Origin of the sequence: Pseudomonas sp. B21-010 (assembly GCF_024749325.1) — a bacterium.
GTDB lineage: Bacteria > Pseudomonadota > Gammaproteobacteria > Pseudomonadales > Pseudomonadaceae > Aquipseudomonas > Aquipseudomonas kilonensis.
On the sequence record NZ_CP087198.1, the window covers coordinates 1,605,308 to 1,631,340 of the forward strand.

A 26,033-nucleotide genomic window follows, 5' to 3' on the forward strand; every position below is an offset into this window, starting at 1 on the left:
CGCCAGTACCATTACCGCTCTCTTTTTCCGGCAGGAGCGGTTTCATGATTGCGGGCAGTATGGTGGCACTGGTCACACCCATGGATGCACAAGGGCATCTTGACTGGGCCAGCCTCAGCAAACTCGTGGACTTCCACCTTGAGAACGGCACCCATGCCATTGTCGCTGTCGGTACCACCGGCGAGTCGGCAACCCTCGACGTCAATGAGCACATCGAAGTCATCCGTGCCGTGGTCAAGCAGGTCAACGGGCGCATTCCCGTCATCGCCGGCACCGGCGCCAACTCGACCCGCGAGGCCGTCGAGCTGACCCGCAACGCCAAGGAAGCCGGTGCCGACGCTTGCCTGCTGGTCGTTCCGTACTACAACAAGCCGACCCAGGAAGGCTTGTACCAGCACTTCAAGCACATTGCCGAAGCCGTCGACATCCCGCAGATCCTCTATAACGTTCCCGGCCGCACCTCCTGCGACATGCAGGCCGAGACCGTGATCCGCCTGTCCACCGTGCCGAACATCATCGGCATCAAGGAAGCCACCGGCGACATGAAGCGCGCCAAGGCCATCCTCGATGGCGTGAGCAAGGACTTCATCGTGCTGTCTGGCGATGATCCGACCGCGGTCGAGCTGATCCTGCTGGGCGGCAAGGGCAACATCTCCGTCACTGCCAACGTTGCCCCACGCGAAATGGCCGACCTGTGCGAGGCCGCGCTCAAGGGCGACGCCGAGACCGCACGGGCCATCAACGAAAAACTGATGCCATTGCACAAGGACCTGTTCCTCGAGGCCAACCCGATTCCGGTGAAGTGGGCCTTGGTTGAAATGGGCCTGATGCACGAAGGCATCCGCCTGCCACTGACCTGGCTGAGCACCCCCTGTCACGAACCGCTGCGGCAGGCCATGCGCCAGTCCGGCGTCCTGGTTTAATTGAGGAAGTACAACGCATGAAGCGAATGGCCGGACTTTCCGCACTTGCCTTGATTATCTCCAGCACCAGCGGCTGCGGATGGATCTGGGGGCCGGAAGGTTACTTCCGCGACCGTGGTAGCGATTACCTGCAGGCGCAACAGACTGCACCGATGCAACTGCCGCAAGACGTCAGCGTTGCCAAGCGCCTCGATCCGCTGCTGCCGATCCCGCGCAACGTAGCCGACGACAGCGTCAAGGGCGAATACATCGTCCCACGTCCACAGCCGCTGTCGGCCGTGGCCGATGCCAGCGACTACACCCTGCAGAAGAGCGGCGACTCCAGCTGGGTCATGGGCCAGCATCCACCGGCCGAAGTCTGGCCGGTGGCGATCCAGTTCTTCCAGGACAACGGTTTCCGCCTGGACGAACAGCGCCCACAAACTGGCGAATTCACCACCACCTGGCAGCGCTCCGATGAACTGTCCGCCGCCATGGCCAAGCGCATGAGCGCCGCCGGCGTTGCTGCCGACAGCGAAACCCGCGTGCGGGTGCGTATCGAGCCGGGCGTGCAGCGCAACACCAGTGAAGTCTATGTGGTCAGCGCCGAGCGACCTGCTGGCAGCACCGCCGACGTGGCCTTCAGCAACCGTTCGGTCAATACCGGCCTCGACGCTGCGCTGGTGGACGACATGCTCGCCAGCATGAGCCGTAACGCGGAGCAGGGCGGTTCGGTCTCGATGCTGGCCTCCAAGGAGTTCGATGCGCCGAGCCGCGTCAGCCTGAGCGAAGACGGCAGCGGCAACCCGGTGCTCAACGTCGGCTCCGACCTGGACCGTGCCTGGTCGAGCGTTGGCCGTGCGCTGGAGCAGGGCGAATGGCGCGTTGAAGACATCAACCGCAGCCTGGGCCTGTACTACATCAACCTCGCTGAAAAGGCCGAGAAGAAAGACGATAAGCCTGGCTTCTTCAGTGGCCTGTTCGGCAGCAAGCCGGACAAGGAAGAAATCGAAGCCCGCGCCGAGCGTTATCAGGTTCGCCTGAGCAAGGTCGGCGACAACGTCCAGGTCACCGTCGAGAAGAACATCAACACCGTGGCGCCGGCCGATGTGGCCCGCAAGGTGTTGGGCGTGATTCAGGACAACCTGGGCTGATCCGATGCGTTTTGCCGTTCTCGGCAGCGGTAGCCAAGGGAACGGCACGCTGGTAGCCAGCGCCGGCACGTATGTGTTGGTCGATTGTGGTTTCTCCCTGCGGGAAACCGAGAAGCGCCTGTTGCGCCTGGGTGTGCACCCGGCGCAACTGAGCGCGATACTCGTGACCCACGAACATGCCGACCACGTGCATGGCGTGGGTTTGCTGTCTCGGCGCTACAATCTGCCGGTGTACCTGAGCCGTGGGACACTGGAAGGCCTGCGCAAACCCATCGAGCCGGCCGGGTTCGTGGCCGGTGGCGAGCAACTGCGCATCGGTTGCCTGGATATCAGCGTGGTCAGCGTGGCGCACGATGCCCGGGAACCGACGCAATATGTGTTCAGCGACGGCGAGCGGCGCTTTGGGCTGCTGACCGACCTGGGGTCGTATTGCGACAGGGTGATGGACAGTTACCGGGACCTCGATGCGTTGATGATCGAGTCCAACCACTGCCGCGACATGTTGGCGCGTGGTTACTACCCGTACTTCCTCAAGCAGCGGGTAGGCGGGGAATACGGGCATTTGAACAACCACCAGGCAGCGTTCCTGGTGGCCGAGTTGGGCTGGCAAGGCCTGCAACACCTGGTCCTGGCCCATCTGAGCAGCAAGAACAACCTGCCGCAGCTGGCCCGGCAATGTTTTGTCGACACCCTCGGGTGCGACCCGGACTGGCTGCAACTGGCCGATCAAGATTCAGGGCTCGACTGGCGACATATCGCCTAGCCCACTACTTAGCAAGCGGAGCCCATCATGGAAAAACGTGAAGAACTCTACCGCGGCAAAGCCAAGTCGGTTTACAAGACCGACGACGCTGACCGCTTGATCCTGCTGTTTCGCAACGACACTTCGGCGTTCGACGGCAAGCGTATCGAACAGCTGGACCGCAAGGGCATGGTGAACAATAAGTTCAACGCCTTCATTATGCAGAAGCTCGAAGCCGCCGGCGTGCCGACCCAGTTCGACAAGCTGCTGGGCGACAACGAATGCCTGGTCAAGAAGCTGGACATGATCCCGGTCGAATGCGTCGTGCGTAACTACGCCGCCGGCAGCCTGGTCAAGCGCCTGGGTGTGGAAGAGGGCTTGAAGCTCAACCCTTACACCTTCGAGCTGTTCCTGAAGGACGACGCCAAGGGCGACCCGTTCATCAACGAATCCCACGTCGTGGCATTCGGTTGGGGCACCGCCGAGCAACTGGTCCGCATGAAGGAGTTGTCCCTCAAGGTCAACGAAGTACTGACCAAGCTGTTCGACGACGCCGGCCTGCTGCTGGTGGACTTCAAGCTTGAATTCGGTGTGTTCAGCGACGGCTCCATCGTCCTGGGCGACGAATTCAGCCCGGACGGCTGCCGCCTCTGGGACAAGGACACCAAGAAGAAGATGGACAAGGACCGCTTCCGCCAGGGCCTCGGTGACGTCATCGAAGCCTACGAAGAAGTCGCCCAGCGTCTGGGTGTGCCGCTGTAATCGACGCAAGCATCTGATAGCACGGAAAAAATTTCGCTCGGGGGTTCGCTTCCGGCGAATGTGCTGGTATGATGCGCGCCACTGGAGAGATGCCGGAGTGGCCGAACGGGACGGATTCGAAATCCGTTGTACTGGCGACAGTACCTAGGGTTCAAATCCCTATCTCTCCGCCATTATTGTGTATGACTAAGCCCCTGAAATGGTTGAACATTTCAGGGGCTTTTTCGTTTTCGTCATCTGTCAGTCTGGCGTAAATCCTGTGGGAGCAAAGCTTGCTCGCGATTGAGGTAAGCCAGCCGACAACGATATTGGCGACTCTACCGCTATCGCGAGCAAGCTTTGCTCCCACAGACTTTATCTCTAGCTGACAAGTATTATCCCTAGGCAGGTTCCGCATCCAAGCGTCGGGCTATGACGTCGAGCACGTCGCAGCCATCCCTCAAGGAGATGCAGCACAGCTGTGCAAAGTCCTGGAGGACCACTGAATCACTCGGAATGTCCCCTCGCATGGCGAGGTTCTCTAAAAGCTGGGTGACCGCGCGAATTCTATAGCCCGCCGTGTCGAGCAGGATGTGCAAAGGCGCAGAAGTGTCGACGAAGAGGGGTTGATCATCGGCATTGCTGGTAAGAGCCATGTATCTATTCATTTCAAACTCCGCTTGATTGAGGGCTTTCTTACCATTTGTCATTGAGTCGCCAAACCCAAGCCGTTCTTACGAGCGACATTTGGACTATAGGGCCTCGCTGGAGAAATCATCAATCAGATGATGAGTCAGAAAATTCTCTAAATTATGTGGGCGGGAAATGTCAGAAAAGTCCCCGCTGCAATTGCGTTCTCCCAGCTTTTTATCCCGCCCCAACCCCCTCCATAACCCGCATAACCACGGCATTTCCAACACCCAAAGCTTTGTAACAATTGGACTAATGGTCTATAGCTCAAGGCATGGCTGCCGATAGGCCAGTTAATCCCCATGAAAGGAGTGACACCCCATGCCGCGGTTTTTTGCCGATCTGGGCTTTCGCTGGAAAATCACCCTGCCCATTGCGTTCCTGGCGTTGCTGTTGGTGCTGATGGGGTGGTCGGGCATGCGTGGCATTAGCCAGGTGACTGAGTCGAGCACGCAATTGACCAAGCGCTACCTGCCGGCCATCAGCCTGTTGCTCAACGCCGATCGTGATCTCTACCAGGCCTTTGTTGCCGAGCGCAGTCTGCTTGGGGGCAATGCGGGCAGTCATTCCGAGGCACTGCGTGCCAGTCATCGGGACAATCTGAAGCAAGCTTATGATCGCGTGCAGAAATATGCGGCGATGCAGCCGAGTGCCGAGGCGTTGGCGCTGGTCAGTCAGTTCAATGACCGTTTTGCACAGTGGTCGCAGGTTTCGCGGCAGGTGGTCGAGCAGGCCGCGAGCAATCCGCAGGCGGCCAGTGCGCTGAGTTTTGGTGACGGTGAAAGTAAGTTCGACACCATGCGCGATGCCATCGACAAGCTGGGTGAACTGGAAGACGAAGCATCGCTGCGCGAGGGGCAAGCGGCGATTGACCATGGCCAGGCTGTTGGGGTGCAGCAGGGCGGTATCTTGTTGGTGGGTCTGCTGGGTTGCATCCTGCTGATTGTGGCCTTGCCCATGGTCGTGCTTCGCCCAATGCGTCGACTGCTGCACCGTGTTGAACAGATAGCCGAGGGCGGTGGCGATCTGAAGGGCCGTCTTGAGGTGCGTTCGGCTGACGAGTTGGGCCAGCTTGGCAGCGCGTTCAACCGCTTCCTCGATAAGCTGCAGCCGTTGATTGCCGAAGTGGGCCGCGTGACCGGGGAGGTGGACGCCGCCGCGCGGGCCATGGCGAATATGGCCGCGACCAATGACAAGTTGATCAGCAGCGAACACGCGGCGCTCGACCAGGTCAGTACCGCGGCGACCCAGATGAGTGCCGCGGTGCATGAGGTGGCACACAATGCCGTGAACGCGTCGGACGCCGCGCAGCAAGCCAGCAGTCAGTCTCGTGACGGCACCGCGGTCGTCAGCAGCACCATCGAATCGATCCGTCAGTTGGCCCAGGAAGTGGAGAGCGCTTCGGGCACCATTGAGGCACTGGCCCAGGAAACCTCCAGCATCGGTGCCGTGCTCGAGGTCATCCGAGGCATTGCCGAACAGACCAACCTGCTCGCGCTGAACGCGGCCATCGAGGCGGCACGGGCGGGCGAGCAAGGCCGCGGTTTTGCTGTCGTGGCCGATGAAGTCAGGGCCCTGGCGGCGCGTACCCAGGATTCGACCAAGGACATTCAGGTGCGTATCGAACGGCTGCAAAGCGGTGTCGCCAGGGCCGTGCAAGCCATGCAGGTCGGCAGCAGCAAGGCCCGTGACAGCGTCGAACGTGCGGCGGGTGTCGATCAGGTGCTCAGCGGCACCAGTGGCTCGATTCAGCGGATCAACGACATGGCCGCGCAGATCGCCAACGCCTGTGAGGAGCAGAGCAGTGTCACCGAAGAAATCGCCCGCAACATCTCCGACATCCGCGACTTGTCCAACGAAGCGGCAGCAAATTCTGCCCAGAGCATGCATGCCAGCCAGCAGCTTTCCGGCCTGTCGAGAAACCTGGCAGAACTGACCGGCCGCTTCCGCACTTGAGACGGATGCGGTCGTGTCCATCGACGATCGCCTGAGAGTCCTGCATCAGGACGGTTTCGTCCTGATGCAGGGCGTGTTGGATGCCCGGCAGATCGCCGACCTGCGCCATGCCATTGACCAGTTGAAGCCCCTGCATTGGGACTACAGCGGCGTCATCGATCATTACAAATGTGTGTTCAATCGCGATCCGTTCTGGCTGCCGTTCCTGGATGTGGCCGGGGTGATCGAGCTGGCCGAGGCGGCCCTGGGCGATGATTGCCATGTCATCGGCCAAACGGCCTGGCGCTGCCGTCCCGGTTTTACCGGGGCGCCGTTGCACCTGGATTATCTGGTGATGCAATTGCCGCCAGGGTTGTTGGCCGACCCTGGCTTTGAACTGCCGATGCAGGTTTTTACCGCGCAGTTTTACCTGGATGACATCGACGCCGACTTGAGCCCGACCCAGGTCATTGCGGGCAGCCACAAAGCCGGTCGGGCGCCAGTGAAGGGCGAAACGCAATGGCAGGGGCGCCCCGCGCAGCCCGTGCTATGCCGGGCGGGCGATGTGCTGGTACTGCGCAGTGAGTTATGGCACGCCGGCAGCGACAACCGGACCGCCGACCGCACGCGTTACATGCTCCAAGTGCACTATGGCCGGCGGATGGTCGCGCAGAAGTTCTCACCTTACTTGCATTGGCAGTTCAACCCTGTGGTCTTGGCCGCCGCGACACCTCGTCAGCGACGGTTGTTGGGCGATCACCAGGAAGCTGAATACGATTGAGCCTGGCTCAGTCAGATCCACACATCATTGACTGCCGTTCGCTCATTGGTTTGCTCGCCGGTATTGAGGACGCCGCGAGGCTCGATCAACAGCAGTTTCACTTCGTGTGCGGCGCTGGGCTTGTGCTCGACACCTTTTTTGACCACGTACATTTCGCCCGGCCCTATGGTCACCGCACCGTCGAGAAAGTCGATACGCAACTCGCCCTCCAGCACGATGAAGGTTTCATCGGTGTCGGCGTGGGCGTGCCAGATGAATTCGCCTTCGAGCCGGACGATCTTGAATTGGTAGTCATTCATTTCGGCCACGACTTTCGGTGCCCATTGTTCGTGGAACAGTGCGTATTTCTGAGCGAAGTTGATGGGGGCGTAGTGGGTCATCGAGGCATGCTCTTCAGGTGGGTGGTGAGCTGTACCTTACTGTCGGAGCCTGGGTGCGTATTGGATGATCGTGCAGCTTTTTGCCGTGCGCAGCCTCTGCCTTCAGCGCAGCATTTTCAGCCAGCGTGCCGGTGAAATACCGAAGGCCTGGGTGTGCAGTCGGGTCATGTGGCTCTGATCGAAAAAACCACAGGCCAGGGCTGCTTCGCTCAACGGCATGCCATGCAATACCAGGCGCCGGGCTTCGTTCAAGCGGCGCTGAGTGATGTAGCGATAGGGGCTGGTGCCGTAAAGTGCCCGGAAATCCCGGGACAGGCTCCATCGATCCCGGCCGCTGGCCTGCACCAGGTCATCCAGTGTGATCGCCTGGTGGAGGGCATCGTGGATGAACAGGCGGGCACGCTCCGCCGCCGGGTAGTCGATCAGCCGCCGCCCACGTCGGCTGCCGGCCGCGATGTCGAGTGCCTGGGCCATATCGTAGATGGCGTCCTCTTCCTCCAGCGGGTCGAGGGGATGATCCAGGCCGTTCAATAGTCGACGGGTCGCGATGTTGAGGCGAGGGTCGTTGGACAATCCTCCTCCGATGAAGGGCAATGGCTTGCCCCCCAGCACTTGCTGGATCAGCGACGGTTCTATGTAGAGCATCCGGTAGCGAAAACCCTCGCTCGTCCCGGCTTCGCCATCGTGCACCTCGTCCGGGTGCAGGACGACGGTGCCGCCGGGCTGGCTGTGGCGTTTGCTGTGGCGATAGTTGAAGCTCTGCACGCCGGAAAGTGTGATTCCGATGGCGTAGGTGTCGTGGCGATGGGTGGTGTAGCCATGCCCGCTGAAATAGGCCTCGATGCGTTCCATTTTCCTCGATTCGGGCGCCCGTACCAGCCAGTCGCGATTATGGATTGATCGAGTCATTGCACCAGCCTCCTGCTTTAGTCCGCATACCCTACCTGCCTGAAAACTTTCGTTACAGCAAAAAAAAGCTAAACCGGTGTAGGAGCTGCGTAGGAGCTGTCGAGTGCAACGAGGCTGCGATCTTTTCCCTGACACTTGAATCTCAGGCGAAAGATCAAGATCAAGAGATCGCAGGCTTCGCCAGCTCCTACAGGGCCCGCGCGGCGCTGTTAGATCTCCTTTACCGGCGTTTCGCCCTGGACATTCTTGATCAGCCCGATGACGTGAAGGCAGTCACTCTTGTTCACATAGGATTCGCCGCTGGCGATCGTTTCGTGGTTGCCGGCTCTCAAGCGCCAGCGCCATTGGCCTTTTCCAGTGCTCGGGGTGCCTCGGGTCTGTCGATAGATTTCAAAATACATCGGTTCGCTCCCTGCGATTCATTCAGTCAAGACATGCGTTGGACATGTGGCTGCCAGCCTAGCCAAGTGGCTGGTTTTGGCTACGGGAAATTCGTTTCCATTGGTTATCAAATATTGCCGGAAATGAGCCTGGATCGGGCGTTCGACTACTTCCATGGAAAAAGTCATGTTGCGAACATGTGGTCGGCTGGAAGTTCGGGCTTGATCCTTGCGTTGCCCTGCTCGGTCCTGCTTAATACGTTTCGACGCCTAGGGCCGCAAGCCGATGGGACTGAAAACACTATAAGAAAAAGAGCCATCAAGTGACTGAATATCCAGGAACGGATCTGCAGGGTCGTCTAGCGCTTTCGCTTGTCATTCCGGTCTACAACGAAGTCCAGTCCATCGATGTGTTCATGGCCAGGATCGACCAGGTCTTTGCCCATGAATCGCTGGTGAGCCTGGAGCTGGTGTTCGTCAACGACGGCAGCGTGGACGACACATTGGTGCTGCTGCTGGAACGGCAGAAGACCGATCCGCGCATCCGAGTCGTCGACCTGAGTCGCAACTTCGGCAAGGAAGCGGCGTTGAGTGCCGGCCTGCAAGCCGCCCGCGGCCAGGCGGTGGTGCCGATCGATGTCGATCTGCAAGACCCTCCCGAAGTGATCCTGGAAATGATTGCCCATTGGCGCAACGGTGCCGAAGTGGTGCTGGGCCATCGGATCAACCGCGACTCCGACTCCTGGGCCAAGCAGGTTTCCGCCAACGGGTTCTACCGGCTGCACAATAAAATCGCCGACCACAAGCTGCCGGAGAATGTTGGCGATTTTCGCTTGATGGATCGCTGTGTGGTCGATGCCCTGCAAACCCTGCCTGAATCGCGGCGCTTCATGAAAGGGCTGTTTGCCTGGGTAGGATTCCGCACCACCTACGTGGATTACGTCAGGCCTGAGCGGGCCGCCGGTGAAAGCAAATTCAACGGCTGGCGCCTGTGGAATTTTGCCCTTGAAGGCATCACCAGCTTCAGCACCGAACCGCTGCGTATCTGGACGTACCTGGGGCTTTGCGTGTCGCTGGTGTCCTTTGCGTTCGCCATCTTCATCGTGCTTCGGACCCTGATTTCCGGGGTTGACCTGCCGGGCTATGCCTCGCTGATGGTGGCGGTCACGTTCCTGGGCGGGTTGCAACTGATCGGCATCGGCGTGCTGGGTGAGTACCTGGGCCGCACCTACATCGAATCCAAGCGTCGACCGGTTTTCCTGGTGCGGCGCATCTATGACGCCAAGGACTGACCATGGACCTCAAGGAAACCGACATCCTGGGCCCCGAGATCGGGCAGCATTGGTACTACCGCTCGAAGGCGCGCGCCATGCTGCACATGCTCAAGGGCACCTCGGCCAGTACACTGCTGGACGTGGGCGCCGGGTCGGGCTTTTTTTCCCATCACCTGCTGACCCATACCGCAACGGCCCAGGCCTGGTGCGTGGACATCAGTTACCCGGCCGACTCCGACGCCAGCACCGCCGGTAAACCGGTCCGCTACCGTCGTGCCATCGACACGCTGGACGCTGACCTGGTATTGCTGATGGACGTGCTGGAGCATGTGGACGATGACGTGGGGCTGCTCAAGGCCTACGTCGACAAAGTGCCGTCCGGCAGCCGTTTCCTGATCACCGTGCCGGCGTTCCAGTTTCTCTGGAGCGGGCATGATGATTTTCTCGAGCACAAGCGCCGCTACACCCTCAAGCAGCTGGAAAGTGTCGTGGCGCAGGCCGGTCTGCAGGTCCAGCAAGGTGCGTATTACTTCGGCCTGGTATTTCCCATTGCCGCCGGTCTGCGCCTGTTGCAGCGCAAGGCGTCCGGAGCCCCGGCCAAGTCGCAGCTTGCGCGGCATCATCCGCTGGTCAATGGCGTGTTGAGGTCACTGTGCAGCCTGGAGCGTCCGTTCATGGGCGCCAATCGTATGGCCGGCCTGACGGTGTTCTGCCTGGCGCAGAAGCCGTGACCTGGACGCACTCGCCGTTGCTGCGACGTGCCTTGCGCTTTGCCATGACCGGCCTGCTCGTCACGGCGGTGCATGTGGTGGCTGCGGTGCTGTTCGTGCACCTGATCCTGGCGAACCCGCCACTGGCCAATGGTTTCGCCTTTGTCGTGGCGACCGTGGTGTCGTACCTGATCAACACCCTCTGGAGCTTTTCCAGCCGCTTGCATGGCCGCACCCTCGGCCGTTTCGTGGTGGTCTCGATCGGCGGGTTGGGGCTGGCGATGCTGGTGGCCTGGGTGGCCCAGCGCGTCGGCCTGGATTACCTGGCGGGCATAGCAGCCGTGGCGCTGATTATCCCGGTGTTCACCTTCATCCTGCATAATTTCTGGACGTATCGATGACCGTTCGTGGTGAGCGTTACTGGGTTTGCTTGTTGCCCATCCTGTTGGGTGCGCTGGCGTTTCTGCTGGTGATCGGCCCGCGGGTACTGGATCCGACGAACATCGGCTGGTTGGGGGAGGGCGATGCGGCGACCCATTATATGGGCTGGGCGTTTTTCCGCAGTTCGCCCTGGACCTTTCCGTTGGGCATGAACCCTTCCTATGGTTTGGAATTGGGCAACGGCATCATTTTTTCCGACTCCAACCCGCTGCTGGCGTTCCTGTTCAAACCCTTCAGTGCCTGGCTGCCCGAGACGTTCCAGTATTTTGGCCTGTGGTTGCTGGCCTGCTTCATCCTGCAAGCCTGGTTCGCCTGGAAATTGGTCGGTCTGCTGACGCCATCTCTGTGGATCAGGCTGTTGGGGACCGGGTTGTTTGTGTTCTCGCCGCCGATGTTTCTGCGCATGGGCGGGCATCTGTCGTTGTCCGGGCATTTCCTGATCCTGGCGGCCTTGTACCTGGCGCTACGACCGGGCTTGCAGAAGCGGCGGCTGGCCTGGGGCGTGCTGTTGGCCGCGACAGCGTTGGTGCATGCCTACCTGTTGGCCATGGTGGCGCTGATCTGGTTGGCTGACCTTGCCAGCCAGGCCATCAAGGGCCGGTTGTCCCGACGCGATGCCTGGATCGAGCTGGGTGGCTTGTTTTTGCTGGTCGCGTTCTGCTGCTGGCAAGCGGCTTATTTCAGCGTGGGTGGCGGGACCGTGGCAGGCGGTTTTGGGTTGTACCGTCTGAACGTGATGTCGCTGGTCAACCCCAGTGGCTGGTCATACACCTTGCGCGATATGCCCCAGGGCCCCGGGGACTACGAAGGTTTCAATTACCTGGGCTTGGGCGTCCTCCTGCTGGCGATCTGCGCCGGCGTGGCATTGCTGCAAGGCAACACCGGTTTGGCGAATGCCGTGCGCCACAGGCGGCTGTTGCTGTTGGCATTGATCGGGCTGACGCTGTTTGCGCTGACCAACAAGCTCGGCATCGGCATGCAGAATATGCATTACTGGCTGCCCAAACCCCTTGAACTCCTGGCAAACGTCTTTCGTGCGGCCGGCCGGATGTTCTGGCCGGTGTTCTACGCCATCGTATTTACCGTCATTTTCCTGGTGATCCGCGGCAACAAACCACGGGCGGCGGCGTGTCTGCTGGCCATCGCCCTGCTGGTGCAAATCCTGGATACCCGCGCTGGATGGGCCGGCCTGCGCCAGAGCCGGATGATGCCGGCCGCCTCCAGTTGGCCCACGTCCATGAATGATCCGTTCTGGGCCAGTGCGGCCAGCCATTATTCGAAAGTCCGGACGCTGCTGCCGCAGAACCAGCCGGAAAATTGGCTGCTGACCAGCCAATACGCCCTGAAGCATGGGTTGGAAACCGATGGCGTGTACCTGGGACGCATGGGCACCCGTGAGATCGAACAAGCCCAGCGCCGCGCCGCGCAGATGCTTGCCAGCGGCGAGTATGCAGCGGATTCGCTGTACATCCTCGACCCTGGCGCCGCGCTTCAGGCGGCGAAGACCGTCAATCGCCAGACCGACCTGTTGACCCGTATCGATGGCCTCGTGGTGCTGGCGCCGGGTTGGAAGTCATGTGCCCAATGCCCACCGCTTGCCGATGAGACGCTGGATGTGCAGGTGAAGATCGGCGAGCGCCAGGTGTTCAGCCGAATCAACGCGATGTTGGTCGACGGCTGGGGACGCGTCGAGGATTGGGGAACTTGGTCGGAAGGGACCGAGGCTGAGATTGTCTTGCGCATTGCGCCAGAAGCGCGCGTCCTCTCGATCGACGCGGCGGCGTTCGTGCAGCCCCCCCTGCATACGCGCCAGCGAGTGGACGTCTCGATCAACGGTGTGGCGGCGTTGTCGACGCAGTTCACGCGCCTGCAAGACAACACCCTTGAACTGCCCCTGACACCGGCCATTCGTGAAACGATGGGCGCGGATGGGGCGTTGCGCGTGCATTTCCATTTGCCCGATGCCATCAGCCCCAAGGCGCTGGGGTTGGGGAGGGATGAGCGAGTCATGGCGCTGGGGCTGAAGTCGCTGATCGTGAGGTAGGGCTTTTTCATTGTGGCGAGGGAGCTTGCTCCCGCTCGGTTGCGCAGCAACCGCAAAATCTTGGGGCCGCTTCGCCCGAAGCGTCGGACCGGCCCCGCGGGAGCAAGCTCCCTCGCCACAAAAGCAGGGTGCCTCTTCCAATTTATTTGACGGTATTACACAGGCGCTTAGCCTTTTTGCGCATAGACGCGCAGCCCCTGGCGTTTCTACACTGCATCCCATCAAGGATCGAGGGCAGTGGATGAACCGCAACGAATTGCGCAAGGCCGACATCAACCTGATGGTGGTTTTCGAAACGCTGATGCTTGAGCGTAACGTGACGCGGGTGGCGGAAAAACTGTTCCTGGGCCAACCGACCATCAGCTCGGCCCTCAATCGTTTGCGCAAGATGTTCAACGACCCGTTGTTCATTCGCGTCGGCCACCGCATGGAGCCGACGGCCCGGGCTGAAGAAATCATCCGGCATCTATCACCGGCCCTCGATTCGCTGTCAGTGGCCTTGAGCCTGACCCACGATTTCGATCCCACCAGCAGCACCATGACGTTTCGCATCGGCCTGTCGGACGACGTCGAGTTCGGCCTGTTGCCACCCCTGCTGAGCAGCCTGCGGCAAGAAGCGCCGCAAATCGTGTTCGTGGTGCAGCACGTCGATTACTGGCGCATCCCCGATTTGCTGGCGTCAGGCGACATCACCGTGGGCATCAGCCAGACGCGCGGGCTGCCGGCCAACGCCAAGCGCAAATTGTTGCGACACATCCAGCCCCGCGTGTTGCGCGCCGATGCGTCGGACACGCCGCTGACCCTGGACGAGTATTGCGCGCGGCCTCATGTGCTGGTGTCCCATACCGCGAACGTTGCCGGGTTTGCCGATGAATGGCTGGCCGAGATCGGACGCACACGCCAGGTCGTGCTGTCGGTGCCGCAATACAGCGCATTGCCGGCATTGCTGGCCGGCACTGACCTGATCGCCAGCTTGCCGGACTATACCGCCGCCGCCATGGCGGCTTCGGGGCAACTGTTCGACGAACCCTTTCCTTTCAAGACCCCGACCCTGGATTTGTCCATGGTCTGGCTGAGCCATGTCGACAGTGACCCGGCCGAGCGCTGGTTGCGGTCGCGGTTGGAGGCCTTCATGGGCGAGCGTGGGGGCTTGGTGCAACCCTGACACCGGCCCGCAGCGAAACAAAACCTGCCCCAACGTTTAAAGTCGAGGTAAGGTTGTGACGGCTGAAATCCCCTTGTCATATTTTCGAATCGGAGTCGAACACATGCCTCACCTGCACATGGAGTACACCGCCAACCTGCCTGAGCTGAAGGCGGATGTCGCATTGCTGCGCCTGAACAATGCGTTGGTGGCTTCCGGTCAATTCGCTGCCGAGCTGGACATCAAGAGCCGGGCCGTGAAGCTCGAGACTTTCCGGGTGGGCACGGGGCTGGGCGAGCGGGGCTTCGTGCACGTGAAGCTGGCCTTGCTGAGCGGTCGCTCGCCGGAAATCAAGAAGCAGCTGGCCGATAGCCTGCTGGCCGTGATCCAGGAACTGGGGCCATGGCCGGCCGACGTTAGCGTGCAACTGTGCGTGGAAATCCTCGACATCGATCGAGGCCCGTATGCCAAGGACTTGATCGGTCAATAACGATCAGGTGTTGCGGGCGGCGCAGGCCTTGATGATCTGTTCGCGCAGCCAGGCGTTGGCACTGTCCTGATCGCCGGCCAGGCTCCACTGCATGTTCAGGGTGAACCCCGGCAGGCCCTGGGGCGCTTCGTGATGATTGAAGATCGCCTCGTTGGCCAGCAGTTTCTGGATGCGGCGGGGCAGGGTCAGGATGAAGTCGGTGCCGGTGATCATCTTCAGTGCGGCACTGTAGCTGTTGGCGCGGGCGGCAATCTGGCGTTGATGCGTCTGCTGCGACAGCCAACCGTCCACCATGTTGGTCGCTGACGACCAGGGCGTCGGAAACACGTGTCGACGCCGTACGAAAGACTGAAGGCTCAGTTGCGGCTCAAGTGGCGTCGCCCGTTTATCCACCACACAAACCAGGTCTTCCTCCAGCAACTGCCGGGATTTGAAATCGACATGGTTGCTGTGGAAGTTCGGGCCGAAGCAGATCACCAGGTCCAGGCTGCCGTCGCGCAACTCTTCGGCGGGGATGTCGGCTTCGAGCTTGTGCACGTTCACCACCACCGGCAGATTGGCGTAATCGAAGCCTTGCAGCAGTTGCGGCAGGATCAGCTGTTCGAAATATTCCGGTGCGCAAATATTGAAGGTAATGGCTTGCCGGGTCGGATCGAAGGTGGGTGTACCAGCATGGCACAGGTTGATGCTTTGCAAAATGGCGCGCACATGGTCGTACATGCCCTCGGCCTTATAGGTGGGGCGCATGCCGGTGCGGGTGTTGATGAATAGCTCGTCTTCGAAGCAGGTTCGCAGTTTCTTGAGGCAATAACTGACGGTTGACTGACTGACGCACAATGCCTCGGACACGCCGGTGACACTGCTTTGCTCGTACACGGCGCTAAACACCATGAGGTCTTGCATGTCGAGCTTTCTGAGGGAGTTACTGTTCAGCATCCGTTCTGTCTCTCGCTGTGCTCCTTGCGCGGATTTTGCGCAAACCAGGCTGACGATCCTAACGGAACGAACGTGCCAAGAGAATGCCAGGCAGGCGCTTTCATGGTCGGGAACGGGACAGATAATGTAGGGAACACGACGTGTTGATCAACGACTGTTTGGTTTGCCTATGTTTAGTTAGCTGCGATCCAAGCTCCATCAAATCCAGGTTTAACCTCCCTGGGTGCCATGGGACGCTTGTCCGATGTGTTTCCTGTGATGCGCTCATGGACGGTTGGCCCCTGGCATTCCAATACCCCTCATCTGCCGCGGTCGATCCGGTCGGCCGGTTCACGCCTGCCATGGCCCCAACCCTCAATGCGTTGCCCTCCGAGCTGGCCTTTTGGGCGCTCTGGCATTGCCGTCACGCCCGTCCTCCAGATACTCGTATTACCTGTTGATCATTCGCAGTGCTCGCTCAATGGCGAGCACAGACTGACGGTGCCTTGTCGCCCGTCCGACATGGAAATACGAGCCTTCTCATGAGCCTTGCCAAGATTTCTTTCGCACCCGTGCAACACGCCGAGGTGTTCCTTGCGCAGAACCCTGATATCGAACTGTTCGAGCTGTTCATCCTCGACAACAACGGCGTGCCCCGGGGCAAGTTGTTGCATCGGGACGAATTGCTGGCGGTTTTCGAAAGTGGCCGGCCACTGCCCAGTACGATTCTCGGGCTGACCGTCAATGGCGATGATGTGGAAAATTCCGGGCTGGTGTGGGACGTCGGTGACATCGATTGCCGTGCCTATCCCCTCAGCGGCAGCTTGCAGCGCATGCCGTGGCGATTGATTCCCACGGCCGCCGTGCAGGTCAGCATGCATCCCCAGGAGGGCATGCCAGCGACCATCGCTGATCCACGTTATCTGCTCAGCCAGGTGATCGAGGCCTTGCAGGCCGACGGCTATTACCCGGTGATGGCGGCGGAGCTGGAGTTCTATCTGCTGGACGCGCAACGCGACAGCCAAGGCCGGCCACAACCGGCGCGGGACGCCGACGGTGGCCGACCGCGTGCTACCCAGGTCTATGGCTTGCGCGAGCTGGAGCAGATCGAGCCGTTCCTGGCCGACCTGTACGCTGCGTGCAAGCTGCAAGGCATTGCGGCCCGGACCGCCATTTCCGAATACGCACCGGGACAAGTGGAGATCACCCTTGAACACCGCAGCGATGCCTTGCAAGCCATGGATGAAGCGGTGCGCTACAAGCGACTGGTCAAGGGCGTGGCCCACAAGCACGGCATGCAGGCCTGTTTCATGGCCAAGCCGTTCGATCACTTGGCGGGCTCCGGCATGCACATGCATGTCAGCCTGGCGGACCGCGATGGTCACAATTTGTTTGCCAGTGACGCCGCCGACGGCACGCCGCTGTTGCGCCAGGCAGTGGGTGGGATGCTCGATACCCTGCTCGATTCGCTGTTGATGTTTTGTCCGAACGCCAACTCCTACCGGCGATTCCAAAGCAACAGCTACGCACCACTGGCGGCGACCTGGGGCGTGGACAACCGCACGGTGAGCCTGAGGGTACCGGGCGGCCCGGCGTTCTCGCGGCACATCGAGCATCGTATCTGCGGCGCCGATGCCAACCCTTACCTGGCTGCGGCGGCGATACTGGCCGGCATTCATCGTGGCCTACGTGAACAGTGCGACCCCGGGAAGCCTGTCGAAGGCAACGGTTACGCCCAGGCGAGCGAGCTGTTGCCCACCGACTGGCTCACCACCCTGCGTGCCCTCGAGGCATCGACCTGGGCCCGGGAAGCGTTTGGCGATGAGTTTCTTGGCGTTTATCTGGCGGTCAAGCGCGCCGAATACCGTCAGTTCATGGGGGAAGTCGGGGAGCAGGACTGGCGCTGGTACCTGCATCAGGCCTGAAACCGGCTGGCCAGCGGTTTCTTAAATAATTATTTAGTAGCAACTTTTTCACGAAAAATTGATGGTGGGCTACCTAAAGTTTGTGCTGCCGTAGGAAATGAATTTTTCACATTTTCCTGCGGCACTTCTTTTTCAAAGAGCAACTTTCAGGAAATCGTCAACCATCATGCTGACCATTAAAGCCGTGCGCCCCGAGTGGGTGACACTGGCCGCCAGTGCCTTTTTGTTAGTGGGTTTCAATCTCGTTCTCTGGCAACACTTGCTGGCGATCACCACGGCTGACGCTCGTGGCCTGCTGATGTGCGTGGCGTTTGGCCTGATGATTTTCTGCGCGTTCAACCTGGTGTTGACGCTCGTGGCCTTCCGTCCGCTGCTCAAGCCCGTGCTGATGCTGTTGTTCCTGATCAGTGCTGGCGTGGCGTATTTCATGGCCCAATACGGCGTATTGATCGATGCGGGCATGTTGCGCAACTTTGCTGAAACCAATGCCACGGAAGTCCGCGATCTGTTGTCGCTGAAGTTATTTATCTACCTCGGGTTATTGGGGGTGCTGCCTTGCTGGTTATTGTTCAAGACCCCGATCAGCTACCGTCGCTGGCCCAAAGAGTTATTAAGTAAGTTGCTGGTCGGTGTGGCCTCGGCCGCGGTGATTGGCATGGTCGCACTGGCCAACTACCAAGGCCTGTCTTCGTTGTTTCGCAACCACCACGAGTTGCGCTTGATGGTCGTACCGAGCAATTACATCGGTGCTTCGTTCGGCTACTTGCGTGAGCAGGTCGCGTCGGCCAAGCGGCCGTTCATCGCGCTGGGCGAGGACGCGAGCCGTAACCCTGCCTGGCAAACCCACAGCCGCAAATCCCTGACCGTACTGGTGGTGGGCGAGAGTGCCCGGGCCGAGAACTTCGGCATCCTCGGCTATAACCGCGATACCACACCGACATTGAACAAAGAGGCCGGCCTGATCGCCTTCACCGACGTGCATTCCTGCGGCACTGAAACCGCCGTGTCGGTGCCCTGCATGTTTTCCAACATGGGGCGCAAGAACTACGACGCCAGCATCGCCAAGAATGAAGAGGGTTTGCTGGACGTGCTCAAGCGCGCCGGGCTGGAGGTGATCTGGCGGGACAACCAGTCTGGCTGCAAGGGCACCTGCGACCGGGTCACCGTGCAGGATGTGAGCAATCTGAAGGATCCAAACCTGTGTGCGAGCAGCGAATGCCGTGACGAAATCCTGCTCCAGGGTTTGCAGCATTTCATCGACACGCTCGACAAGGACACGGTGCTGGTGCTGCACCAGATGGGTAGCCACGGGCCGGAATACTTCAAGCGCTATCCCAAGGAATACGAGCATTTCACCCCGGTGTGCGAAAGCAACGCGCTGAACAATTGCAGCCGCGAGAGCATCGTCAACGGCTACGACAACACGCTGGTGTACACCGATCATGTGCTCTCGACCCTGATCGATCTGCTGCGGGCCAACCAGGACAAGGTCGACACGGCCATGCTGTACCTGTCGGACCATGGCGAGTCCCTGGGCGAATACAACCTGTTTCTCCATGGCACGCCCTACATGCTCGCCCCGGAGCAACAGAAACACGTGGCGATGCTTGCCTGGTTTTCCGACAGTTATCAGAAGTCTTTTTCGGTCGACACCCATTGCCTGCAACTGAGTCGGCAAAAGCCCTTGAGCCAGGACAACCTGTTTCACTCGATGCTCGGGCTGCTGGAAGTCAACAGCCAGGTCTACAACCGGGACCTGGACCTGTTCGCCAACTGCCGCGGTGCGGTGATTGACGGTGTCCTGGCCCGAGAGTGATGGCCTGGACCTTTTTTTCACGCAGCGTTGTTTAACCTGTCATCCATCCAATCCCAAGAGCCGTTCGTATGTCCGGGCTACCCCCATCCACCGTCGAGCTTGAGTTCGCCAGGCAGCATGACCAGGAACATGCGCAGGTCTGCTGTCGGCCGGCGCCTCGACGGTTGCGCCTGGCGTTCTGGCGCGACGAGCACATGGTGCGCAACGCCCTGAAGGTGGCGGGCGAGCCCGGGTTGGTGCTGGATGTGGCCTGTGGCGCGGGACGGTTCTGGCCGGTGCTGGCCGAGCACGCCAACCGGGTGATCCTGGCGGCGGACCCGTCGCCGGACATGCTCGAACATGCGCTCACCCACCATGGCGGCGCGTTGCTCCAACGGGTCAAGACCTTCCCGAGTTCAGCGTTCACCATTGGGCTGTCGGCCAACGCGGTGGATTGTATTTGTTGTCTGCAACTGTTTCGCCACGTCAGCGCCAGCGAGCATCGCCTGGCACTGTTGCGCGAATTTCATCGGGTCAGTCGCGACACGGTGATCGTTTCGGTGCAAATCGAAGGACGCCTCAAGATCGGCCAGGCGCCGCAACGAAGCCTGGCCGACAAGGCCGATCTCGAAGCCGAGTTTCGCCAGGCCGGTTTTAACGTGCTCTGGTATCAGGATTTCCTGCCCGGTTTCGCGCTGACGCGTGTTTATGTATTGCGTAAGACCGGTTAAGTCCTGATGTAGGACTATTCTTGCTTTTTCGCAGGCGATTTCTCTTAGGCTGCTGCTCTATGGATGCTCGCAATCGCCGGCGGCGATATATACTGCGCGCCATTCTTCAAGGGAGAGCCGTGTGGCCATCGATATTCACTGGATTCGCGACAACGATAGCCTCGGTCAGTTTTGCGCCGAGTGGCAGCAGTTGCCATTCGTCGCCCTCGACACCGAATTCATGCGGGTCGACACTTTTTACCCTATTGCCGGTTTATTGCAGATCGGCGACGGCAAGCGTGCCTACCTGATCGACCCCTTGACCATCGACAATTGGCAACCCTTGGCCGCACTGCTGGAAAACCCGGCGGTGCTCAAGGTGTTGCACGCCTGCAGCGAAGACCTTGAAGTGCTGCTGCGCCTGACAGGCAGCCTGCCTGCGCCGCTGTTCGATACGCAATTGGCCGCCGCCTACCTGAACCTGGGTTTCTCCATGGGCTATTCGCGGCTGGTGCAGGAAGTGCTGGGTATCGAGTTGCCCAAGGGCGAGACCCGTTCCGACTGGCTGCAACGGCCCCTGTCCGAGACACAGATCAGCTATGCGGCAGAGGATGCCGTGCACCTGGCAGAAGTTTTCGTACTGCTGCGCCCGAAGCTTTCCGACGAAAAATACCGTTGGGTCCTGGAAGACGGCGCCGAACTGGTGGCCAACCTGCGTCGCGAGGTCGACCCGTACGAGGTCTACCGCGAGGCCAAGCTCGCCTGGAAACTGTCCCGCGCCCAATTGGCCGTGCTGCGCGAGTTGTGCGCCTGGCGCGAACGTGAGGCGCGGGCCCGTGACCTGCCGCGCAATCGCATCATTCGCGAGCATTCGCTGTGGCCCCTGGCCCGTACCCAGCCGGATAACCTCGGCGCGTTGGCGAAGATCGAAGACATGCACCCGCGCACCGTGCGCCAGGACGGCCAGTTTCTGCTGGACCTGATCCAGCGCGCCGCCAGCGTGCCGCCCGAGCAATGGCCACCGGCCGTGGCCGAGCCATTGCCCATCGAGGCCTCGGCCCTGGTCAAGCGTCTGCGGGCGCTGGGACAGGCTGAAGCCGAGCGCCTGGAAATCGCCCCGGAGCTGATGCTGCGCAAGAAAACCCTCGAAGCGCTGATCAAGAGCGGCTTCCCCGAGGGCCCTTACCAATTGCCCGATTCGCTGCGTGGCTGGCGCCGCGAATTGATGGGCCAGGCGCTGCTCGACAGCCTGGCCACTGCCGGAGAACAGCCTTGAAACGTATCTGCTCCATCTATCGAAGCTCGAAGAAAAACGAGATGTACCTGTATGTGCTCAAGAGCGATGCCTTGGAGCGTGTACCTGAGCCGTTGATGGCCGCCTTTGGCAAGGCGATCCATGCCTTCGACCTGGTCCTGAGCCCCGAACGGGCGCTGTCCCGGGAGGACATCAACAAGGTGTTGGAAAACCTCGACACCCAGGGCTATCACTTGCAAATGCCGCCGGCCGAAGACGAGTACATCGAGCATTTGCCCGAAGAGTTGTTGCGCCGCAACGACCCGGTCTGACGGTCTCTGAGGCACCTGTTCTGGGTGCCTCTGGAAAACACTGGAATGGTTTATTGACGACGATCGTATGGATGGAGCGACACTCTGTCGGCGGTTGTCTGCACTGTTTTTGAAAGGTTTGATTCATGCGCGTTCTGATTGCCGAACACGACCACCCGGTGTACGCCCAGCTTCTGCGTCAGGCGGCACCCGATATTGAAGTGCTGACCAGCGGCGACTCCGCCGAATTGTCGCGACTGGCCACCGATTGCCCGGTCTGGCTCGGCCAGCCTGATCTGCTGGCGACCCTGTTGCGTCAAGGCCATAGACCCAGCTGGCTGCAATCGACCTGGGCAGGTATCACGCCGTTGCTGGCCGAAGGCTTGACGCGCAATTACCGCCTGACCCGTGCGGTGGGTATTTTCGGCCAACTGATGGCCGAGTACGTGCTGACCTACATGCTCGGCCATGAGCGCGAGGTGCTGGCACGTCTGGTCAGCCAGGTCGAGCGCAAGTGGGATAACCGCCAGGGGCAAGGCCTGGCCGGGCGCAAGGTATTGATTGTCGGGACCGGTGATATCGGCCAGCGTGTGGCGCAGTTCCTCGTGCCGTTCGGTGTGCAGTTGTACGGCGTTGCCCGCGAAGCCCGGGCGTTGGCGCCGTTCATCGAGGTCGGGGCGCTGAAGGATCTGCCACGCCTGGTGGGCGAGGCGGATTACGTGATCAATTTGCTGCCCAACACCCCCGATACCCATGATGTGTACGACGCGGCGCTGTTCAAGCAATTCAAGCCGACCGGGTTGTTCATCAACGTCGGTCGCGGCGTGGCGGTAGTGGATGCGGACCTGGTGCAAGCCCTGAAGGAAGGGCACCTGGCCGGTGCGGTGATCGACGTCTGCCGCCAGGAGCCGCTGCCGCAGCGCCACCCCTTCTGGACCGCCTGGGGCCTGCTGCTGACCGGCCACAGCTCGGCACCGACCTCGCCACCGATGATGGTGCAGTTGTTCCTGGAAAACCTGCGGGCCTACCAGGCGGGCGAAGCACTGCGCGGGGAAGTGGACTTCACCCGGGGCTACTGAAGCTAACCCCTATCAAACTGTGGGAGCGAGCTTGCTCGCGATAGCGCCAGGTCAGCTGCATCGATGCCGACTGAGACACCGCCATCGCGAGCAAGCTCGCTCCCAGAGTGGGTCTCCAGCGGGCACAAGAAATGCGTTCGCCACAGATCAAACTGTGGGGGCGAGCTTGCTCGCGATAGCGTCAGGTCAGCTACATCGATGCCGACTGAGACACCGCCATCGCGAGCAGGCTCGCTCCCACAGTGGGTCTCCAGCGGGCACAAGAAGTGCGTTCGCCACAGATCAAACTGTGGGAGCGAGCTTGCTCGCGATAGCGTCAGATCAGCTACATCGATGCCGACTGATACACCGCCATCGCGAGCAAGCTCGCTCCCACAGTGGGTCTCCAACGGCCATAAAATGGGGTTACAGGCTGAAATCGCCTTCTGCCACCAGTTCGCTCAACGGCCGGCGCGGGCTTGGGGTTTCGCGGGCCTGGAGGTACTCGGCCAGTGTCGATTTGTCCCCCAGCTTGCCAATCGCCACGGCGGCGTGCAGGGCGTAGCCTTCCGGGATCTTCAGTTCCTTGCGGGTCAACTCCTGGTCGAACCCGGCCATGCCGTGGGTGTGCCAGCCGCTGAGGCTGGCTTGCAGCGCCAGGTGGCCCCAGGCCGCACCCGTATCGAAGGTGTGGCTCTGCGCTGGGGTTTCTTCGGTGGCGCCGGGCACGGCGAAGGTGGTTTTCGAAATAACGATCACCAGTGCCGAGGCGTGTTGGGCCCAGCCGCGGTTGAATTCATTGAGCAGGCCCAGGAAACGCTCCCAATTCGGCGTGTCGCGGCGCGCATACAGGAAACGCCACGGCTGGGAGTTGTACGCCGACGGCGCCCAGCGTGCAGCTTCGAAGAAGCCCAGCAGGGTTTCTTCGGCAATGGTCTCGCCGGTAAAGGCACGGGGCGACCAGCGTTCGATGAATTGAGGGTGAATCGCGTAATCGGCAATGCGGGGGTTGGCACTCATGGGCTTACCTGATTGGGGTTTGGAAAGTCGATGAAACAACCTACGTCCCGCCGCCCGGCCTGACAAGTCCCGGCCTACCGACAGTCGCCAATGCTTGGCCTGAAGGGGCCCGGGCACTAGACTGTCGGCCTTTTCACCACTTGATGTTGATGCTTGAGCCATGGCCGCCAAAGTCGAACCGTTCTGGAAACGCAAAACCCTCGATCAGCTCGATCTGCAGGAATGGGAATCGCTGTGCGACGGCTGTGGCCTGTGCTGCCTGCAAAAACTCGAAGACGAAGACGACAATAGCGTCTACTACACGCGCATCGCCTGCAAACTGCTGGACCTGAAAACCTGCCAGTGCACCGACTATCCCAACCGCCGCGACTTTGTCCCCGACTGCATCCAGCTCACGCCGGGCAAGGCCGATGAGTTCAAATGGCTGCCGCCGACCTGCGGTTATCGGCTGGTCAGCGAGGGCAAGGACTTGCCGTTGTGGCACCACCTGGTCTGCGGTGATCGCGATGCCGTGCACCACGAACGCATTTCCCAGTCCGGGCGTATGCTGGCCGAAGGCAGCGTGCCGGAAGACGATTGGGAAGATCATCTGATTTTCCGCGCCGGCTGAGCCGTCGGGCGGCGCGCCCCAGGGAGAACCCATGGCTGCAGGATTGAAACGGGTGCTGGCCGCCGGGCTGCTGGCGATGTGCGGGCCGCTGTGGGCGGCGCAGAAAGTCGATCTGGATTATCACGTGCACCTGTTGCCCCAGAGCGATCAGGCCGAGGTGCGCCTGACCCTGGCCCGGGGTTCGGCGGTGCGCAGCCTGGATTTCGACCTCGGCGACGGCAGTCGCTACAGCGATTTCAAGGCCGACGGCCAATGGCAACTCACCCCCGGCAAAGAGGCGCGAGGTGTCTGGCGGCCGGCAGCCGACAAGGCCAGCCTGAGCTACCGCGTGCGCATCAGCCATACGCGCAAGAACGCCACCTTCGAAACCCGCATGACCCCGACTTGGGCGTTGCTGCGCGGCGACGACCTGGTGCCGTCGGCCAAGCTCGACCAGCAGGACGGCGTCGAACTGGTGGCCCGTCTTGAAGTTGAATTGCCCAATGGCTGGAAAAGCATCGAGACGCCCTGGCCGCGCATCGGCAAGCAACGCTTTCGCATCGACAACCCCTCGCGCCTGTTCGACCGCCCCACGGGCTGGATGCTCGCCGGCAAACTGGGCAGCCGCCGCACCCGCCTGGGCGAAACCGAGGTGACGGTGGCCTCGCCCCAGGGCCAGGGCATGCGCCGGATGGATGTGCTGACGCTGCTGACGTTCGTCTGGCCGCAGGTACAAGCGCTGGTGCCGCGCCATCCGGCCAAGTTGCTGATTGTCGGCGCTGGCGATCCGCTGTGGCGTGGCGCCCAGGCCGGTCACGACTCGATCTACCTGCACAGCCGTCCGCCGCTGGTCAGCGAGCGGGGCAGTAGCCCGTTGTTGCGGGAGTTGGTGCAGGCGCTGGCCCGGGTCAATGATCATTATCGCAGTGACTGGATCAGCGAGGGGCTGACCGAGTACTACGCCATCGAACTGCTGCGCCGCGCTGGTGGCCTGAGCGATGAGCGTTATCAGACCCTCAATGACCGGCTCGCCCGCGACAGCAAGGGCGTCACCACCCTGCGCGGCGAACAGATCAGCCCCGCGGCGGTGGCCAAGGCGGTGTTGCTATTGCAGGAACTGGACCGCGAGATTCGCCTGAAAACCCGCAACAAGCGTTCGCTGGATGATGTATTGCAGGGGGCGATGCGGCTGGAGACAGTGGATACCAAGGAGTTTGTGCAGCTCAGTGAGAGCGTCCTGGGTGGGGCTTCTACTGTGCTGGATACCAAGTTACTTCAGTAATATCGCTATCGCGGGCAAGCCTTGCTCCCACAGGTGTTGCATCGTATCTGTGGGAGCAAGGCTTGCCCGCGATGAGGCCATCAGCGGCACTGCAAAAATCAGAGCCCAACCTTGGGCGAATCCAACGAATCATTCCCCGTCACCGTAGCCGTGCCAGTCGCCGCCTCGGCATTGGCCTTCAGGCGGCTCAGCTCATCGCCGGCCTGTTCGATGCGGGCGCGGGCGTTGCTGAGGTTCTGCCGATTCTTTTCCAACAAGGCCTTGGCCGAGCAATGCCCAGTGATCCCCCGCGCCAGCGCCATGCCGCCGATCGCCAGTTGAGCCAGGCCGACCACACCGCCACGGCGCAAACCCTTGCCCATCATCAGCACACCGCCGGCCAGTGAGCCAATGCGTTCCCAACCCTGCACGTTTTGCGGCGGATGGGATTGGAAAGGGGTGGTCTCAATCGGCTCGAACGGATTGTTATCGCTCATG

At 60.9% G+C, this 26,033-nt stretch carries 27 protein-coding genes, 1 tRNA gene and 1 pseudogene; 22 read left to right on the forward strand and 7 right to left on the reverse strand.

The annotated features are described in order from the left end of the window. The first annotated feature begins 44 nt into the window (after window positions 1-44). The 5 genes from dapA (at window position 45) to LOY50_RS07130 (ending at window position 3,733) form a co-directional block, all read left to right on the forward strand. The gene (gene dapA, locus LOY50_RS07110; protein ID WP_253472239.1) at window positions 45-923 is read left to right on the forward strand and encodes a 4-hydroxy-tetrahydrodipicolinate synthase; all 879 of its coding nucleotides are present in this window, start codon (window positions 45-47) and stop codon (window positions 921-923) included. A gap of 17 nt (window positions 924-940) precedes the next feature. Further along, window positions 941-2,056 (forward strand): outer membrane protein assembly factor BamC, encoded by a 1,116-nt coding sequence (gene bamC / locus LOY50_RS07115; protein ID WP_253472240.1) that lies wholly within the window; start codon window positions 941-943, stop codon window positions 2,054-2,056. A 4-nt stretch (window positions 2,057-2,060) separates the two neighbouring features. Further along, a complete protein-coding gene (locus LOY50_RS07120) occupies window positions 2,061-2,819 on the forward strand; it encodes an MBL fold metallo-hydrolase (RefSeq protein ID WP_214512083.1) in 759 nt (252 codons plus the stop codon). 27 nt (window positions 2,820-2,846) lie between these two features. Next, on the forward strand, window positions 2,847-3,560 hold the full coding sequence (gene purC, locus LOY50_RS07125; protein ID WP_024616118.1) for a phosphoribosylaminoimidazolesuccinocarboxamide synthase: 714 nt from the start codon (window positions 2,847-2,849) through the stop codon (window positions 3,558-3,560). A gap of 83 nt (window positions 3,561-3,643) precedes the next feature. Beyond that, window positions 3,644-3,733: transfer RNA gene (locus LOY50_RS07130), tRNA-Ser, on the forward strand. A 207-nt stretch (window positions 3,734-3,940) separates the two neighbouring features. On the opposite strand, the gene LOY50_RS07135 is transcribed toward LOY50_RS07130, so the two are convergent. Next, on the reverse strand, window positions 3,941-4,207 hold the full coding sequence (locus tag LOY50_RS07135) for a hypothetical protein (RefSeq protein WP_041475780.1): 267 nt from the start codon (window positions 4,205-4,207) through the stop codon (window positions 3,941-3,943). A gap of 343 nt (window positions 4,208-4,550) precedes the next feature. Here LOY50_RS07135 and LOY50_RS29060 point away from each other — a divergent pair. The 3 genes and pseudogenes from LOY50_RS29060 to LOY50_RS07145 all read left to right on the forward strand — a co-directional run. Continuing rightward, window positions 4,551-5,327 (forward strand): annotated as a pseudogene (locus tag LOY50_RS29060) (MCP four helix bundle domain-containing protein); the annotation flags it as partial. A gap of 78 nt (window positions 5,328-5,405) precedes the next feature. Then, window positions 5,406-6,185 (forward strand): methyl-accepting chemotaxis protein, encoded by a 780-nt coding sequence (locus LOY50_RS29065; protein WP_408980859.1) that lies wholly within the window; start codon window positions 5,406-5,408, stop codon window positions 6,183-6,185. Between the two features lie 13 nt (window positions 6,186-6,198). Continuing rightward, entirely contained in the window at window positions 6,199-6,945 is a 747-nt protein-coding gene (locus LOY50_RS07145; RefSeq protein ID WP_258690543.1) for a phytanoyl-CoA dioxygenase family protein, read from the forward strand. 11 nt (window positions 6,946-6,956) lie between these two features. Here LOY50_RS07145 and LOY50_RS07150 read toward each other — a convergent pair whose 3' ends face one another. From LOY50_RS07150 to LOY50_RS07160, 3 genes are all read right to left on the reverse strand, one after another. After that, on the reverse strand, window positions 6,957-7,325 hold the full coding sequence (locus LOY50_RS07150) for a cupin domain-containing protein (RefSeq protein ID WP_258690544.1): 369 nt from the start codon (window positions 7,323-7,325) through the stop codon (window positions 6,957-6,959). A gap of 102 nt (window positions 7,326-7,427) precedes the next feature. Then, the gene (locus LOY50_RS07155) at window positions 7,428-8,234 is read right to left on the reverse strand and encodes an AraC family transcriptional regulator (protein WP_014337048.1); all 807 of its coding nucleotides are present in this window, start codon (window positions 8,232-8,234) and stop codon (window positions 7,428-7,430) included. Between the two features lie 209 nt (window positions 8,235-8,443). Next, the gene (locus LOY50_RS07160) at window positions 8,444-8,635 is read right to left on the reverse strand and encodes a DUF1508 domain-containing protein (RefSeq protein WP_014337049.1); all 192 of its coding nucleotides are present in this window, start codon (window positions 8,633-8,635) and stop codon (window positions 8,444-8,446) included. Between the two features lie 302 nt (window positions 8,636-8,937). On the opposite strand from LOY50_RS07160, the gene LOY50_RS07165 reads away from it, so the two are divergent. The 6 genes from LOY50_RS07165 (at window position 8,938) to LOY50_RS07190 (ending at window position 14,717) form a co-directional block, all read left to right on the forward strand. Beyond that, complete coding sequence (locus LOY50_RS07165) at window positions 8,938-9,906, forward strand: glycosyltransferase family 2 protein (protein ID WP_214512077.1); 969 nt, start codon at window positions 8,938-8,940, stop codon at window positions 9,904-9,906. A gap of 2 nt (window positions 9,907-9,908) precedes the next feature. Further along, on the forward strand, window positions 9,909-10,619 hold the full coding sequence (locus LOY50_RS07170; RefSeq protein WP_253472250.1) for a bifunctional 2-polyprenyl-6-hydroxyphenol methylase/3-demethylubiquinol 3-O-methyltransferase UbiG: 711 nt from the start codon (window positions 9,909-9,911) through the stop codon (window positions 10,617-10,619). Between the two features lie 44 nt (window positions 10,620-10,663). Beyond that, window positions 10,664-10,999: a GtrA family protein gene (locus LOY50_RS07175; RefSeq protein WP_212800680.1), complete on the forward strand. Its 336-nt coding sequence runs from the start codon at window positions 10,664-10,666 to the stop codon at window positions 10,997-10,999. Then, on the forward strand, window positions 10,996-13,083 hold the full coding sequence (locus tag LOY50_RS07180; protein ID WP_258690545.1) for a DUF6311 domain-containing protein: 2,088 nt from the start codon (window positions 10,996-10,998) through the stop codon (window positions 13,081-13,083). Before LOY50_RS07175 ends, LOY50_RS07180 begins: the two co-directional genes overlap by 4 nt. Before the next feature lie 241 nt (window positions 13,084-13,324). Then, the gene (locus tag LOY50_RS07185) at window positions 13,325-14,248 is read left to right on the forward strand and encodes a LysR family transcriptional regulator (protein ID WP_253472254.1); all 924 of its coding nucleotides are present in this window, start codon (window positions 13,325-13,327) and stop codon (window positions 14,246-14,248) included. Between the two features lie 103 nt (window positions 14,249-14,351). Further along, on the forward strand, window positions 14,352-14,717 hold the full coding sequence (locus tag LOY50_RS07190) for a 5-carboxymethyl-2-hydroxymuconate Delta-isomerase (protein ID WP_214512073.1): 366 nt from the start codon (window positions 14,352-14,354) through the stop codon (window positions 14,715-14,717). A gap of 3 nt (window positions 14,718-14,720) precedes the next feature. On the opposite strand, the gene LOY50_RS07195 is transcribed toward LOY50_RS07190, so the two are convergent. Then, window positions 14,721-15,653 (reverse strand): LysR family transcriptional regulator, encoded by a 933-nt coding sequence (locus LOY50_RS07195; RefSeq protein ID WP_258690546.1) that lies wholly within the window; start codon window positions 15,651-15,653, stop codon window positions 14,721-14,723. 536 nt (window positions 15,654-16,189) lie between these two features. Here LOY50_RS07195 and LOY50_RS07200 point away from each other — a divergent pair. From LOY50_RS07200 to LOY50_RS07225, 6 genes are all read left to right on the forward strand, one after another. Then, window positions 16,190-17,557 carry a glutamine synthetase family protein gene (locus LOY50_RS07200; protein ID WP_258691211.1) on the forward strand — a complete coding sequence of 456 codons (1,368 nt, stop codon included), beginning with the start codon at window positions 16,190-16,192 and terminating at the stop codon, window positions 17,555-17,557. 166 nt (window positions 17,558-17,723) lie between these two features. Further along, on the forward strand, window positions 17,724-19,373 hold the full coding sequence (locus tag LOY50_RS07205; protein WP_253472259.1) for a phosphoethanolamine transferase: 1,650 nt from the start codon (window positions 17,724-17,726) through the stop codon (window positions 19,371-19,373). A gap of 68 nt (window positions 19,374-19,441) precedes the next feature. Next, window positions 19,442-20,083, forward strand: coding sequence for a class I SAM-dependent methyltransferase (locus LOY50_RS07210; RefSeq protein ID WP_253472261.1), 642 nt, complete (start codon window positions 19,442-19,444; stop codon window positions 20,081-20,083). A gap of 121 nt (window positions 20,084-20,204) precedes the next feature. Next, on the forward strand, window positions 20,205-21,338 hold the full coding sequence (gene rnd, locus LOY50_RS07215) for a ribonuclease D (RefSeq protein ID WP_003198851.1): 1,134 nt from the start codon (window positions 20,205-20,207) through the stop codon (window positions 21,336-21,338). After that, window positions 21,335-21,628: a YcgL domain-containing protein gene (locus LOY50_RS07220; protein ID WP_003198853.1), complete on the forward strand. Its 294-nt coding sequence runs from the start codon at window positions 21,335-21,337 to the stop codon at window positions 21,626-21,628. Before rnd ends, LOY50_RS07220 begins: the two co-directional genes overlap by 4 nt. Before the next feature lie 125 nt (window positions 21,629-21,753). Continuing rightward, window positions 21,754-22,686 (forward strand): D-2-hydroxyacid dehydrogenase, encoded by a 933-nt coding sequence (locus LOY50_RS07225; protein WP_253472263.1) that lies wholly within the window; start codon window positions 21,754-21,756, stop codon window positions 22,684-22,686. A 405-nt stretch (window positions 22,687-23,091) separates the two neighbouring features. Here the strand turns inward: LOY50_RS07225 and LOY50_RS07230 are convergent, their stop codons facing one another. Next, entirely contained in the window at window positions 23,092-23,685 is a 594-nt protein-coding gene (locus tag LOY50_RS07230) for a nitroreductase family protein (RefSeq protein ID WP_253472265.1), read from the reverse strand. Between the two features lie 160 nt (window positions 23,686-23,845). Here LOY50_RS07230 and LOY50_RS07235 point away from each other — a divergent pair, with 160 nt between their 5' ends. Together LOY50_RS07235 and LOY50_RS07240 are read left to right on the forward strand one after the other, a co-directional pair. Continuing rightward, on the forward strand, window positions 23,846-24,295 hold the full coding sequence (locus LOY50_RS07235; RefSeq protein WP_018607524.1) for a YcgN family cysteine cluster protein: 450 nt from the start codon (window positions 23,846-23,848) through the stop codon (window positions 24,293-24,295). A gap of 31 nt (window positions 24,296-24,326) precedes the next feature. Then, complete coding sequence (locus LOY50_RS07240) at window positions 24,327-25,556, forward strand: hypothetical protein (protein WP_258690547.1); 1,230 nt, start codon at window positions 24,327-24,329, stop codon at window positions 25,554-25,556. Between the two features lie 98 nt (window positions 25,557-25,654). Here the strand turns inward: LOY50_RS07240 and LOY50_RS07245 are convergent, their stop codons facing one another. After that, complete coding sequence (locus LOY50_RS07245) at window positions 25,655-26,032, reverse strand: DUF2892 domain-containing protein (protein ID WP_258690548.1); 378 nt, start codon at window positions 26,030-26,032, stop codon at window positions 25,655-25,657. Between the last annotated feature and the right edge of the window lies 1 nt (window position 26,033).

Bases quoted from the DNA above. Each gene is read 5' to 3' on its own strand.
- dapA (WP_253472239.1), top strand. From the start codon at position 45: ATGATTGCGGGCAGTATGGTGGCACTGGTCACACCCATGGATGCACAA.
- bamC (WP_253472240.1), top strand. From the start codon at position 941: ATGAAGCGAATGGCCGGACTTTCCGCACTTGCCTTGATTATCTCCAGC.
- LOY50_RS07120 (WP_214512083.1), top strand. From the start codon at position 2,061: ATGCGTTTTGCCGTTCTCGGCAGCGGTAGCCAAGGGAACGGCACGCTG.
- purC (WP_024616118.1), top strand. From the start codon at position 2,847: ATGGAAAAACGTGAAGAACTCTACCGCGGCAAAGCCAAGTCGGTTTAC.
- LOY50_RS07135 (WP_041475780.1), bottom strand. From the start codon at position 4,207: ATGAATAGATACATGGCTCTTACCAGCAATGCCGATGATCAACCCCTC.
- LOY50_RS29065 (WP_408980859.1), top strand. From the start codon at position 5,406: ATGGCCGCGACCAATGACAAGTTGATCAGCAGCGAACACGCGGCGCTC.
- LOY50_RS07150 (WP_258690544.1), bottom strand. From the start codon at position 7,325: ATGACCCACTACGCCCCCATCAACTTCGCTCAGAAATACGCACTGTTC.
- LOY50_RS07155 (WP_014337048.1), bottom strand. From the start codon at position 8,234: ATGACTCGATCAATCCATAATCGCGACTGGCTGGTACGGGCGCCCGAA.
- LOY50_RS07160 (WP_014337049.1), bottom strand. From the start codon at position 8,635: ATGTATTTTGAAATCTATCGACAGACCCGAGGCACCCCGAGCACTGGA.
- LOY50_RS07170 (WP_253472250.1), top strand. From the start codon at position 9,909: ATGGACCTCAAGGAAACCGACATCCTGGGCCCCGAGATCGGGCAGCAT.
- LOY50_RS07175 (WP_212800680.1), top strand. From the start codon at position 10,664: ATGACCGGCCTGCTCGTCACGGCGGTGCATGTGGTGGCTGCGGTGCTG.
- LOY50_RS07180 (WP_258690545.1), top strand. From the start codon at position 10,996: ATGACCGTTCGTGGTGAGCGTTACTGGGTTTGCTTGTTGCCCATCCTG.
- LOY50_RS07185 (WP_253472254.1), top strand. From the start codon at position 13,325: ATGAACCGCAACGAATTGCGCAAGGCCGACATCAACCTGATGGTGGTT.
- LOY50_RS07190 (WP_214512073.1), top strand. From the start codon at position 14,352: ATGCCTCACCTGCACATGGAGTACACCGCCAACCTGCCTGAGCTGAAG.
- LOY50_RS07195 (WP_258690546.1), bottom strand. From the start codon at position 15,653: ATGCTGAACAGTAACTCCCTCAGAAAGCTCGACATGCAAGACCTCATG.
- LOY50_RS07205 (WP_253472259.1), top strand. From the start codon at position 17,724: ATGCTGACCATTAAAGCCGTGCGCCCCGAGTGGGTGACACTGGCCGCC.
- LOY50_RS07210 (WP_253472261.1), top strand. From the start codon at position 19,442: ATGTCCGGGCTACCCCCATCCACCGTCGAGCTTGAGTTCGCCAGGCAG.
- LOY50_RS07225 (WP_253472263.1), top strand. From the start codon at position 21,754: ATGCGCGTTCTGATTGCCGAACACGACCACCCGGTGTACGCCCAGCTT.
- LOY50_RS07230 (WP_253472265.1), bottom strand. From the start codon at position 23,685: ATGAGTGCCAACCCCCGCATTGCCGATTACGCGATTCACCCTCAATTC.
- LOY50_RS07235 (WP_018607524.1), top strand. From the start codon at position 23,846: ATGGCCGCCAAAGTCGAACCGTTCTGGAAACGCAAAACCCTCGATCAG.
- LOY50_RS07240 (WP_258690547.1), top strand. From the start codon at position 24,327: ATGGCTGCAGGATTGAAACGGGTGCTGGCCGCCGGGCTGCTGGCGATG.
- LOY50_RS07245 (WP_258690548.1), bottom strand. From the start codon at position 26,032: ATGAGCGATAACAATCCGTTCGAGCCGATTGAGACCACCCCTTTCCAA.